This window comes from Sphingobium sp., from assembly GCF_048594625.1.
In the GTDB taxonomy this organism is placed as follows: domain Bacteria; phylum Pseudomonadota; class Alphaproteobacteria; order Sphingomonadales; family Sphingomonadaceae; genus Sphingobium.
On sequence record NZ_JBMDWL010000082.1, the window covers coordinates 1 to 11,265 of the forward strand.

The 11,265-nt window shown below is 53.2% G+C and carries 10 protein-coding genes and 1 tRNA gene; 7 read left to right on the top strand and 4 right to left on the bottom strand.

Features of this window, described 5'->3' with window-relative positions; translation table 11 throughout:
• Window positions 1-1,023: 1,023 nt before the first annotated feature.
• The 3 genes from ACOJSJ_RS09755 (at window position 1,024) to ACOJSJ_RS09765 (ending at window position 3,004) form a co-directional block, all read left to right on the top strand.
• On the top strand, window positions 1,024-1,194 hold the full coding sequence (locus ACOJSJ_RS09755) for a helix-turn-helix domain-containing protein (protein WP_420144791.1): 171 nt from the start codon (window positions 1,024-1,026) through the stop codon (window positions 1,192-1,194).
• 98 nt (window positions 1,195-1,292) lie between these two features.
• On the top strand, window positions 1,293-2,543 hold the full coding sequence (locus ACOJSJ_RS09760; RefSeq protein ID WP_420144792.1) for a DUF3631 domain-containing protein: 1,251 nt from the start codon (window positions 1,293-1,295) through the stop codon (window positions 2,541-2,543).
• Between the two features lie 146 nt (window positions 2,544-2,689).
• Entirely contained in the window at window positions 2,690-3,004 is a 315-nt protein-coding gene (locus ACOJSJ_RS09765; protein ID WP_420144828.1) for an HGGxSTG domain-containing protein, read from the top strand.
• 10 nt (window positions 3,005-3,014) lie between these two features.
• Here ACOJSJ_RS09765 and ACOJSJ_RS09770 read toward each other — a convergent pair whose 3' ends face one another.
• Window positions 3,015-3,356: a hypothetical protein gene (locus ACOJSJ_RS09770; protein WP_420144793.1), complete on the bottom strand. Its 342-nt coding sequence runs from the start codon at window positions 3,354-3,356 to the stop codon at window positions 3,015-3,017.
• Between the two features lie 440 nt (window positions 3,357-3,796).
• On the opposite strand from ACOJSJ_RS09770, the gene ACOJSJ_RS09775 reads away from it, so the two are divergent.
• Complete coding sequence (locus ACOJSJ_RS09775; protein WP_420144794.1) at window positions 3,797-5,194, top strand: SIR2 family NAD-dependent protein deacylase; 1,398 nt, start codon at window positions 3,797-3,799, stop codon at window positions 5,192-5,194.
• A 518-nt stretch (window positions 5,195-5,712) separates the two neighbouring features.
• Here ACOJSJ_RS09775 and ACOJSJ_RS09780 read toward each other — a convergent pair.
• Window positions 5,713-6,222 (bottom strand): hypothetical protein, encoded by a 510-nt coding sequence (locus ACOJSJ_RS09780; RefSeq protein ID WP_420144795.1) that lies wholly within the window; start codon window positions 6,220-6,222, stop codon window positions 5,713-5,715.
• Between the two features lie 139 nt (window positions 6,223-6,361).
• On the opposite strand from ACOJSJ_RS09780, the gene ACOJSJ_RS09785 reads away from it, so the two are divergent.
• Complete coding sequence (locus ACOJSJ_RS09785; RefSeq protein ID WP_420144796.1) at window positions 6,362-6,496, top strand: helix-turn-helix domain-containing protein; 135 nt, start codon at window positions 6,362-6,364, stop codon at window positions 6,494-6,496.
• A gap of 36 nt (window positions 6,497-6,532) precedes the next feature.
• On the opposite strand, the gene ACOJSJ_RS09790 is transcribed toward ACOJSJ_RS09785, so the two are convergent.
• Window positions 6,533-7,729 (bottom strand): tyrosine-type recombinase/integrase, encoded by a 1,197-nt coding sequence (locus ACOJSJ_RS09790; protein WP_420144797.1) that lies wholly within the window; start codon window positions 7,727-7,729, stop codon window positions 6,533-6,535.
• Window positions 7,730-7,911: 182 nt separating this feature from the next.
• Window positions 7,912-8,002 (bottom strand) — tRNA-Ser (locus ACOJSJ_RS09795).
• A 101-nt stretch (window positions 8,003-8,103) separates the two neighbouring features.
• On the opposite strand from ACOJSJ_RS09795, the gene ACOJSJ_RS09800 reads away from it, so the two are divergent.
• Both ACOJSJ_RS09800 and ACOJSJ_RS09805 read left to right on the top strand, forming a co-directional pair.
• Window positions 8,104-9,000 (top strand): peptidylprolyl isomerase, encoded by an 897-nt coding sequence (locus tag ACOJSJ_RS09800; protein WP_420144798.1) that lies wholly within the window; start codon window positions 8,104-8,106, stop codon window positions 8,998-9,000.
• 1,340 nt (window positions 9,001-10,340) lie between these two features.
• Window positions 10,341-11,171 (top strand): sulfite exporter TauE/SafE family protein, encoded by an 831-nt coding sequence (locus ACOJSJ_RS09805; protein ID WP_420144799.1) that lies wholly within the window; start codon window positions 10,341-10,343, stop codon window positions 11,169-11,171.
• Window positions 11,172-11,265 lie beyond the last annotated feature (94 nt).

Here is an 11,265-nt window from a genome sequence, read left to right on the forward strand (position 1 = left end):
ATCAGAGGGGATGGGCTGCGGGCATCACTTCCGGCGTGCTGATGTTTGCCTTCGCCATCTGGATATGGCGGCGGCAGATCATCAAGTATCCAGACGACACTTGGAAAGCTCGCTTCTAACCAATTTGTCCACGCCGCCTAGCATGAATGGGACTTTTGAAAATCCAAAAATATGCTTGGGGAATGTTGGCACGCGGATTAGGCCCGTGGGTTGACAGGTGCAAAGAATGGCGGCCGTCCATGCCGGATAGGGAGATGCGGTCCTGCGCTGGCGCGATCCGGGGTGAAACTTGGAGCGTATGCCGGACGCGACTTCGGATCAGACTGCCTGTGGGATGGGGTAAATCGCCGTCATACCGATCAATCTACATTCCGTACTGCTGGCTGTCGGCGCGGAGAATTCTGACGGAAATTCCATATTCCCAGCTTGTTTTTGACTCTCTGCGGTACCAAACCAGAATGGAAAGGCGCAGTTTCGCGCGCAAATTTAGGATCTTATCCAGTCTTTTGAACTACTTAAGACTAGATGGCGGGCGGGAGGGAGTAGAATCGACTCGATATATTATTGATATATCGAGATTATTTGTAAGGATAAAAATCCTTGCCCACATTATTCCCCACACTTTCATGATGTGTACCCATTTCAGTTGGTAGGAGGGGTGTGGTCAGCGTCGTTGGATGCACTGGCTGCATGGTTCGTCCCGTAATGTTTGATTCCGGTGAACAACGTGCAGCCTCCCCTGATTCGGGAGTCTGCGAAAGCCTCTGGCATTCCATTTCCCTCTCAGTCTGAAGCGAGAATAATTTTTTATTCTATGTTTTTCGAAGCACCCAAAAATTCAAAATGCGGAAAATCGCGATTGAGAGGGGATACGTGAAGTGTGTGAAAGTTTTATTGTCGCATTATCTCTTGAATAGATAGTCATAATTAAGTTGCGTTAAGTATTTGTTGTTGAAAGCTTTTAAATTTTTCGTATGTGTACGGATGCCACCGCATAAGTGTGGTTAATAACGGAAATTTAAAATGTTAAGTTCGATTAAGAGTGCATCACAAGCTTTGGGAATAGGTAGAACACTGACCTATAGTCTCATCAAGCAAGGGCGATTAGATACGGTGAAAATCGGCAGCCGCACCTTGGTTAAGGTGGATAGTATAAAGGCGCTGATCGACGGCGCGACTGGCGGTGCCGTATGAACCATGCAACGATAGAAAAAGGGCCAGACGCTGCGTCAACAGCGACCGGCCCGGATGTTGTCATAGCTACGAACCAGACGGCCCTTGATAGTGCAAATATGCACCTGCTGCCAGATGAAAACCTACTTTCTGATGGTGAGGGAATTGATGGAGCGGACCTGCTGGATCGCATTCATGCCTTTGCTCGTCGGTTCATATGTTATCCCTCCGATATGGCCAGCATTGCGCATGTATTGTGGATTGCCCACACGCATTTGATGGATGCTTGGTTCTCGTCGGGACGTCTAGCCGTCTTGTCGCCGGAGCCGGGAAGCGGGAAATCGAGGGTTTTGGAGATAACGGCGCTGCTGGTGCCTAACCCTCTGCTGTCGGTTAATTCATCTGCTGCATATATCCTGCGGAAAGTCGCCTATCAGGAGAATCGGCCCACCATTTTATACGATGAAATTGACACGATCTTCGGCCCTGCTGCTCGTGGGAACGAAGACCTGCGCGGAATGATCAATGCCGGGTATCGACGTGGTGCCGTAGTTGGGCGTTGCAATACCGAACGCGGAAAGGTTCAGACCGTCGAACTGGATACCTATGCTGCTGTAGCGATGGGCGGTCTCGGCAATTTGCCGGATACAATTATGACTCGGTCAGTCATCATTCGTATGCGGAAACGGGCGGTTGGCGAAAAGGCTGAACCACTTCAGCCACGTATCCATGAACAAGAGGCAGGTGTTCTGCGGGACGAATTGGCGGACTGGGCTTCTGGCATTTTCAGCATGGCAGAAATGGCTAAACCTGAATTTCCTGATGTCATCGTTGATAGAAATGCTGACGTATGGGGTCCGCTTTTTGTAGTGGCTGATCTGGCGGGCGGTCACTGGCCTCAGTTGGCTAGGCAGGCTGCTATGGATGCTGTCATGTCCGCAAAGGCGAATGAGCGCCCCTCTTTAGGTGTTCAACTGCTGGTCGATATCCGCACCTGTTTGGGTGATGCTGACCGTATCACGACAGCCAAATTGGTTGAGGGGTTGCTGGCTGATGAGGAAGCACCTTGGGGTGATCTCAAAGGCCGGAAAATAGATGCTCGGAAGTTGGCGCATATGCTCCGTTCCTATGGCATTCGCTCGGTTACGATCCGTATGCCCGATGGTTCAACGCCGAAAGGCTACAGGCGGGCAGACTTCATTGATGCATGGGAACGCTATCTGCCTAAGTCGGGATCGAGCGCAACAAACGCAACATCCGCCACAGGTCATGAAAGCCCTGAGAAAACCGGGGATTCTGGTGTTGCGGATGATAGTCCGTCTCCGCCATGTGGCGTCAAGGGCGACGATGTTGCTGATCCAGAAAGTTGAAAAACATAGGTAATCCGCCATTGTTGCGCTGTGGCGCTTGTGGCGGACAAGTTAGGGGAGCGGTGAAAAAGTTCAACTTTGCCGTTCCCCGATAGCCTAAAGTTGGGACGGAAGTAGAGATGTTGAAAAGTTCAACGGACAATCCCATGCAACCGGCAAATCTGGCTAATGCGCCAAGGTGTGGAGCCACGACAAGGTCAGGGGAGCCTTGCCAGTCACCTGCCGTGAGAGGACGAAATCGCTGTCGGATGCATGGGGGAACCAATGGTGGTGCGCCCAAAGGCAATCGGAATGCATGGAAGCATGGAAATCGTTCGGCGGAAGCTGAGAGCCAGTTGAAAACCGTGAAAGCCATTGATCGCGATCTTCGATTGTTAGGAAAGATCAGGAAGGGGGTAAGCCTACGATCGGACGAGTTGGATCGGTTGATAGAATTATCTATCGGAAAAATTGAATCATAGTTGAAAAGAATTAGGCGGATTTCTCCGCCTTTTTCTTGTCATACTCTTCCAGAAGGTCCATTTTCCGTTTGAATGCGGAATTGAATTTTTCGGAATATGAGGGGTTTCTGCAAAGTTGATCGACCTCATCGAGTAGGTCTGCTTCTGCCTTTGCATTCTGGGTCACGAGTTTCTGACGCCTGTGATCCTTGTTGATAACTTCGGATTCTTGCAGGTCTTCCAGCCACTGTTCTGCAATGATGTTGAGGCCGGATACACCCTTGTGAACAAAGTTCACGCTGCCGACGACGGTGGATGAGGAGGCGGTGGCGATATTGAGTATGCCGCTAAATGCCTGAGCCATATTGGCCATGCTGTTCGATCCTTCTGAAATGTCGTGAGGGTTATGATGCAGTGAATGCATCCACACGACCGTAAGGTCGTTATCCTTGCTGCCATGGTGGGGGTGGGTGTTTATATGTGTGGGAATGACCGGGGGGGGGGGGTATGTTGGGATCGCCGGGTGTTGATCCCGTGTTTATTGATGCCGGACATAGTTGGAGCCAGAATGGAAACCTGCCCCCCCTTTCGCCTTCGCAGCGGGGGCGCTTCGGGCAATGCATTATGATATTGAGCATCGCGACAAACAACCTACCCGCTGGACCGGAAAGCGCCAAACCCGCCCTTCAAATTTGTCCAGATGAGTGCAATATACCGACGCTGGATAATGATTAGAATTAGCGGGATCGGCTTACCGCTCCTCGTCGCAACATATAATCAAATATTGCAATCAATATCTCTTGGTAGGGCAAAATGGCAGAGCAAACATTCTCGGACGGCATTAGTGATCCTCCCGCCACATCAAGTCTGGAGGAGGCTGGTACAATTGCTGAAGCAATCCAGAGCATTCTTGAGGAATTTGATGTTCAACCAGTCTTGTTTGTTGGCGCCGGAATTGCGCGCAGATATATCGGTGCTCCGGACTGGGAGGGCGCGTTGAGGTTTGCGCTCGACCAAGTTCAGCCGGCCAGTCAGCCTTACTCATATTTCTTACAAAAATTTGGCGACGATAAAGTCGCCATTGGAACGGCGATCGCTGACATAATTTTTGAGTGGGCATGGACCACAGGCAAAGACCGATTTTCCGAAAGTCTCTTTGAAGGTGCCGACCGTCACGTTTTTATGAAGGCGCTTATAGCGGAGCATCTGCTAGAAATAACTCCTCCGTCTCTGGCAGCGCTATCAGAAGAGCAACAGGAGGAATTGCAAGCGCTTGCTAACATACGGCCGCACGCCATCATAACTACAAATTATGATGAGCTTCTTGAACAAGTTTTCAAGGGTTACGAACCAATCGTTGGAAGAGGTGTTCTGCGCTATGATCTAAATTCATTCGGAGAGATATTTCATATTCATGGAATGGCGGGAAATCCAAGAACTCTGGTGCTCACAAGTCCGGACTATATAAATTGGGAAAAGCAAAGTCGATATTTTGCTGCTAAACTTTTAACTTATTTTGTAGAACATCCAGTGTTTATTTTTGGATATGGATTAGGAGATCCAAATGTAAGAACCCTTTTAAGGGATATTGGACGGATTGCTGCGGATGATAGCGGTCTTATTACAAATGTAGCCCAAGTGGTTTGGCATCAAGAGTTAAAATCAGGCGCGAATCAATCAGAGGTCGTTATTGATGACGAGGATGACGGTCGGCAATATAGGTTGAGAGTATTTAATGTAACGTCTCTCATAGATGTATTTCAATTGCTCGCAGCACGTCACGAACTGAAGCAAGTCAACCCCGCATTGCTGCGCACCCTTGCAGCTAGGCTGATGAAGTTGACCCGAAAAGACATCCCCGGTGGTACTATAGAAGTGGATTATGCTACGCTGGAGAAGGTGGCGCAAGATGATGATATGCTACCAAAAATGTTGGGCCTTACCTTTGCTGATAGCGACAACAAAACACATCCTTTCACGCTTACACAAGTGGCTGATGAATTAAATCTTAAAGGATGGAATGCGCTTGATCGAATTATAAAGAAGATCAAGTTTGAAACGGGCAATGATCTGCGTGCTTCCGATAACCGTTATCATGAGAGAATTAAGACAGGAAAAAAAGATTCATCTGCGGTAAGAAAATGGTCGCACGAAGCGGTTGCTCTGTTTGGTACTATACTTGCAGGCAAGCCGTACAAGATTATTGATTGATGGAATCCTGAGCTATGCCGCTGCGTCAGCTTCCTATTCGGCGATTGAGGGTAAGTTGAAGGCGGCTTTCTGCCGTCACAGTAAGTAGCCGGACATTCTCCTGTCGACTAGTGTTGCCCAGTCACGGTAGGGCTGCCTTATGTGTGCAATGCGAAGTCGGCTGGGCGTGTAGTTGGGTAGCCCTGCCACTTCCATCATGCAGGCTTCGACCCGTCCGTAACGGAGGCTGCCCAGAGGCCCGGAGCGCAGCGAGGACCGATAGGGCAAGGCGAGAGTGAAGGGCGGGGCGGGAGCCATGGAGTGAAATTTAGATCACCCATTTAATCAAAATCGGCGCTTGGGTGATTTTGAATTTCTTATCTCTGGTTCAGGGAAGGGGATGCTTGTCTTGGTTCAAATGTTGACCGGCTGGCCCCATCCTTTTCCACTCCTGTCCCACCGCCTGCGGCGGATGTGTTGGGTGGTCGGCTGGGCCAACCGGTCAATCTCGGTGGATGGGGAATTTGCCATAATAATTACTAATACGGATATTCTGAGCTGTAATCTTTTCCTTCATAAATAATTTCGAACGGTAAGCTGTACGGCTTTCTAATGGAAGATATTATTCCAAATTTTGATATATATCTCATTTCATCTATTAAGATTTTCTCAAATTCATCTTCATTAAAATCTTCAGAGTATGATGTAATTTTTATAGCAACTTGAATTATGTCATCTTTATTGTCATGAAATCTTCCACTGTTTTTTAACGTCATTTCTATTGCAGAAGAAAATTTCATAACCCTATTTATGATTTCTGAATCTGCCATGTTTGACAGCCCCATCTGCCTGCCAACGAAGCTATGATACTTCTCAACAATTTCTTTTCGGACAATGGATGCTGCTGATGCAATAAGAATTGCGTCATTTATCTGGTCTAATTTTTTCTCTTTTTTAATGAAAAAAGTTATTGCGGTGGCAACCGCAATAGATATCCCAAAAGTTGGGATCGCTAATACGAGTGCGATTACCCATATTAAGAGCAGCATATTTTTCTCCAAATTTTTGGAAAATTGGAACAATGGTATTGTTGCTTCTTACATTGATGATTTCGGCGAATAAATATGTTTAACCAATCCAATCGAGCGATCGAAATATGATTGACTGAAATAGGCCGATTTATTTGGCGTGACCGAACTGCATCGCAATCACATTGGCGGCATTGAGCGTGGTGAACGAAATATCACCATCAGGACCATATTGGCATTGGCTCAGGCGCTAGAGGTTCGGCCAGCCGATTTGCTGGCGGATTATTCATTTTGAGAGTGGGCGGGGAAAATTGATCTCGCCGCCCACATGCTATCCTGCCTGCTTGAACGGTACGACGTTCGCCAAAGTGGTATCATTGGAGCAATAAGCTCCCCATGCTTCCATTAGCTTCCGGCGTTTATCGAGCAGATCGCCGCGTTGATATGCTCGCTCAACTTCATTGGGATTCTGATGGGCTAATGCGGCTTCTGCCACTTCGCCGGGGAAATTGGTTTTCTCTGCTACCCAAGTGCGGAATGAGGAACGGAAACCATGGACTGTCACTGGCTCCTTCATGCGACGGATAACGGCCAGCAATGTCATATCAGACATTATGCCGCCGTTTGTTCCGGGGAATACGAGGTCCGTTCCTGTCAGTCGGACAGCCGATGCGCTTTGCAATACTGCCAACGCTTCTGGTGAAAGAGGGACAGTGTGTTCCCGCTTCATCTTCATGTGATCGGCTGGAACGGTCCACAGCGCGGTTTCGATGTTGAACTCATCCCAAGTCGCTTTCCGCACTTCCTGCGATCTGGCTGCTGTCAGAATGGCAAATTCCAGAGCCAGCCTTCCCCACACTCCACCTGACGCTTTAAGGCGGGTCAGGAAAATAGGAACATCCGCATATTGCATAGCGGCGTGATGTTTTCCGCCCTGCTGCTTAGGCAGTCCTTTGCCTACAGCCAGCGCCTTATGCGGGGCTTCGGTCGCCCGCCAGCCACGCGCATGGGCATAGTCTAATATAGTGCATATTCGCTGCTTCACTCGTCGCCCGGTTTCAGGCGTCTTTGTCCATACTCCCATGATTGCGGTGATAATCTCACCTGCGGTGATATCGCCGACTGGCTTTGAACCAAGAGCCGGAAAAGCATGGGTTTCAAGCGTATTTAGCCACTGGTCCTCATGCTTATCGTTGGCCCACTGGTGTTTGTGCGTATCGAGGTAAGTGAGGGCGGCTTCCTTGAAAGTGACAGCCTCCGCTTTCGCCTTGCGCTTTTCCGCGACAAGATCGCGTCCGTCTTCACGGATCGCTCTACGGGCTTCTGCTGCCTTGGCTCGCACTCCGGCCAGTGTCACCAGTTTGGCGCTTCCAAGTCCTATGTCGCGTCGTTTGCCTTCATGCTGGACGCGAAGTAGCCAGCTTGCGCCACCGGACCTACTAACTTTTAGAAAAAGGCCGTCACCATCGCTGTAGGTTCCGGGCTTTGAAAGTGCGGCCTTAACTTCGTTGGCTGTCAGCTTTCCCATGCTGGTTCTCCATGTGTTTAGGGTGGCCTTCCCCACACTCGGAAATTTCCCCACACTGTTCCCCACATAATAGCGCGATTGCTGGTGAACGCAAACGAACCGCAGCGGTCTGAAGTGGTCAGATTATCCTCAGAAATCCGCGACTTTGCGCGGTCAGGGGTGAACAGGTCTGAATGGGTAAATGGCGGAGCGGGAGGGATTCGAACCCTCGATACGCTTTTGACGTATACTCACTTTCCAGGCGAGCGCCTTCGACCACTCGGCCACCGCTCCGCATGCACTGGAAGGCGGCTCCCTATCGTGCGGCGTAGCACTAGGCAAGGGGGGATGATAAGTCGCTTTACATTATCCCGATCGCGCTGTTTCATCGGGGCATGAAAGCTTCCTTCGCGCTGGCCCTCTCCGCCGCTCTCCTTGCCGCTTCCGCCCCTACCATCGCCGCCGACTCGCCCGCCACGCCGTCTGCGGTCGTGGCGCAGGCGCCTGCCACCGCGTGGCGGGCGATCCCGGCCGATGACCTGCTGGTGATGCGCGTGGAAGGCGGAAGGCGCGTTGTCATCCAGCTGGCGCCCGGCCTGTCGCCCGGCCATGTCGGCAATATCGTCAAGCTGGCGAAGGCGCATTGGTGGGACGGGACCAGCATCAACCGGGTGCAGGACAATTATGTCGTGCAATGGGGCGATGCGACCGAAAAGAAGCCGATGCCGCCCGGCCTGTCGCCTACCAGCCCGGACGATTATGCCCTGCCGCTGGCAACACGGCGGCTGGCGGTGACGCCATTGCCCTATCCCGATCCTTATGCGCCATCGACCGGATTCGTGGACGGGTGGCCGGTGGCGATGGATGGATCGGCGGCGTGGCTGCCCCATTGTTACGGCTATGTCGGGGTGGGGCGGAACATGTCGCCCGATGCCGGGACCGGCGCGGAACTCTATGCGGTGATCGGGCAGGCGCCCCGGCAGCTGGACCGCAATATCGCCGTGGTCGGGCGGGTGATCGAAGGAATGGAGATCCTGTCCAGCCTGCCGCGGGGAACGGGGGAACTGGGTTTCTACACCGCCACAGAGCATAAGGTGCCGATCCTCACGGTCCGGCTGGCGAGCGCGTTGCCCAAGGCGCAGCAGCCGCGTTTTGAGATGATGGATACGCAGTCGGCCAGCTTTGCCGACTATCTGCGGCTGAGGGCGAACCGGAAGGATGATTTTTACGATCGGCCTGCCGGAGGCGTCGACCTGTGCAATGCGCCGGTGCCGGTGCGACGGGCGCCGTAATGGGGCGCTGAAGTCGGGAGGTTTCGCGGATCGGGGAGGCCGGACCTGATGCATGGCGGGTCAGGGACGATCGCCGGGTGGCGGAAAGAGACAGCGAAAGTGACAGAGTCGCGAATAGGCGTTATTTGCTTCGTTAGCTAACTAATTATATCTAAGTCATTGATATTGCTGTTCTTTATGAGATGTTTTGTCGGCTGTCGCGTCGGGCGGAATGTAAAAATGGGTGATTTTGCAGCCTTTGCGGCGTCGGGCTTTGAATGAGATTGGTAGGGCAGGGCGAGGGTGAAGGCCTGTTCGTTCGTGGCCGCGAAAGGTTTGGAGAGTGAGCAGCTTCGACCGTCCGCGGGGCGTTCAAGGCATGAACGGGGCGGCTTGAGCGTTCAAGGCGGGTTCCGACAAGGCCGAAGGTGGACGGAGCAGGATAGGATAGTGATGTGACGCGGGATGCTCTGATCGGCGGAAATGGCCGTCAGAATATCTGCCACGGTCGCGCAGGATAGCGCTGGGCAGGCAGGACAGCACAGGACAGGCGGGACAGCGCAGCAGGGCAAGCGGGGTAGGCGGAGCAGACAGGCGGCGTCACGTCCTGTAGCGGCGCGGGTTCGGGCCGATCCCGTCATGGCCTGAAACCCCAGCCTTCGCTGGGGTGACGGTTGGAATGGGCGGATTTCAAAGGGGGGATGCGTTTGGGCTGGCGGCTGGGTTCTGCCCTCGATTTTTTGAAGCGGATGGCATCATCTGACGGCTCGGAAAATACCGGAAACAAACGGAAAATTTAACAATTTCCGATTCAGGATGAACGGATCATTCTTTAGTCTTGCACTTCCGCCGCCACCGATATTTGCAATCGCATCGCATCGCATCGCATCGCATCGCATCGCATCGCATCGCATCGCATCGCATCGCATCGCATCGCATCGCATCGCATCGCATCGCACGCCCGACGCCTGTGCCCAACGTCCGATAGCCGTGCTCGCACTTGACATCCGTGCCTGACGCTCGACGCCTGATCCTGAACCCGCCCCTGAGTGGAGCGGCGGCCTTGTCCTGTCGCATGACAGCCGCAGATGCTCTGTTTTCGCGATGCTCATCGGTGGAGGCGGGAAAATTGTTTCCTTTGAATGTAGGACTTTGGGAGGATGGCTTGCGGGTTCCGGGGCGTCGTTCGTCTAGCGGGGCAGGGGGACATGACACCATGCCCCCCATGCAGCTTGATTCCGCCGAAGAGAGGCATGGTTTTACGTCATGGTCGATTTCCCCACTTTCGCCGCCTTGATCCACAGAGGCGAACGCAGCAACATGCGCGCTGACCGCCGCATCGGGCAGGAAGGGGCACGCTGATGCATATGGACGTGATGACTTGGCTCATTCCGCTCATCGCCATGCTGGCGGCCGGTCTGCTCGCCGGTTTTGCCGCCGGTATCTTTGGCATTGGCGGCGGCTTCGTCGTCGTGCCCGCGCTGCTGGTGGTGTTGCCGCTGCTGGGCGGGACGAAGGATGGTATCGCCCATGTCGCGATCGGCACGTCGGCTGCGACCATCATCCTGACCTCCATCCGATCGCTGCTGGCGCATTCCAAGCGCGGGGCGGTGGAATTCGACGTCCTCAAGACATGGGCGCCCTGGATCATACTGGGCTGCGGCGCGGGCGTCGTGCTGGCGGGCCATGTCGATGGCCGCACGCTCAAGATGATCTTTGGCGCGGGCGTCATGCTGATGTCGCTCAACTTCCTGATCCCGGTGCTGAACGGCAAGGTGATCAGCGACCAGATGCCGTCGGGGCTGGCGCGCATCGGCATTGCGGGCGGGCTGGGCACCTTTTCCTCGCTGCTGGGCATCGGCGGCGGCACCATCGCCATCATGACGATGACGCTGTGCGGCCGCACCATTCACCGCGCCATCGCCACCGCGTCGGGCATCGGCACGTTGATCGCCATTCCTACCACCATCGGTTTTGCCATCATCGGCTTCCGCGAAGGCGGCCTGCCCTGGGGGTCGCTGGGCTATATCAACATCCCCGCGACGGTGGCGATCGCGTCGATGTCGATGCTGACCGCGCCGCTGGGCGTGGCCGCCGCCCACAGCCTGCCCGCCGGGCCGCTGAAGAAGATTTTCGGCGTCTACCTGCTGATCATCGGCGCGCTGATGCTGCGCGCGGGCCTGAAAATCTGATCGACCGATCAGAAACGATACAGGCTTTTGTCTGAAAGAGCATGGTCCGATCCGATGGGGTCGGGCCATGCTTTTTTTGTGGATATTTTCCGAT

Bases quoted from the DNA above. Each gene is read 5' to 3' on its own strand.
- ACOJSJ_RS09755 (WP_420144791.1), top strand. From the start codon at position 1,024: ATGTTAAGTTCGATTAAGAGTGCATCACAAGCTTTGGGAATAGGTAGA.
- ACOJSJ_RS09760 (WP_420144792.1), top strand. From the start codon at position 1,293: ATGCACCTGCTGCCAGATGAAAACCTACTTTCTGATGGTGAGGGAATT.
- ACOJSJ_RS09765 (WP_420144828.1), top strand. From the start codon at position 2,690: ATGCAACCGGCAAATCTGGCTAATGCGCCAAGGTGTGGAGCCACGACA.
- ACOJSJ_RS09770 (WP_420144793.1), bottom strand. From the start codon at position 3,356: ATGGCCAATATGGCTCAGGCATTTAGCGGCATACTCAATATCGCCACC.
- ACOJSJ_RS09775 (WP_420144794.1), top strand. From the start codon at position 3,797: ATGGCAGAGCAAACATTCTCGGACGGCATTAGTGATCCTCCCGCCACA.
- ACOJSJ_RS09780 (WP_420144795.1), bottom strand. From the start codon at position 6,222: ATGCTGCTCTTAATATGGGTAATCGCACTCGTATTAGCGATCCCAACT.
- ACOJSJ_RS09790 (WP_420144797.1), bottom strand. From the start codon at position 7,729: ATGGGAAAGCTGACAGCCAACGAAGTTAAGGCCGCACTTTCAAAGCCC.
- ACOJSJ_RS09800 (WP_420144798.1), top strand. From the start codon at position 8,104: ATGAAAGCTTCCTTCGCGCTGGCCCTCTCCGCCGCTCTCCTTGCCGCT.
- ACOJSJ_RS09805 (WP_420144799.1), top strand. From the start codon at position 10,341: ATGCATATGGACGTGATGACTTGGCTCATTCCGCTCATCGCCATGCTG.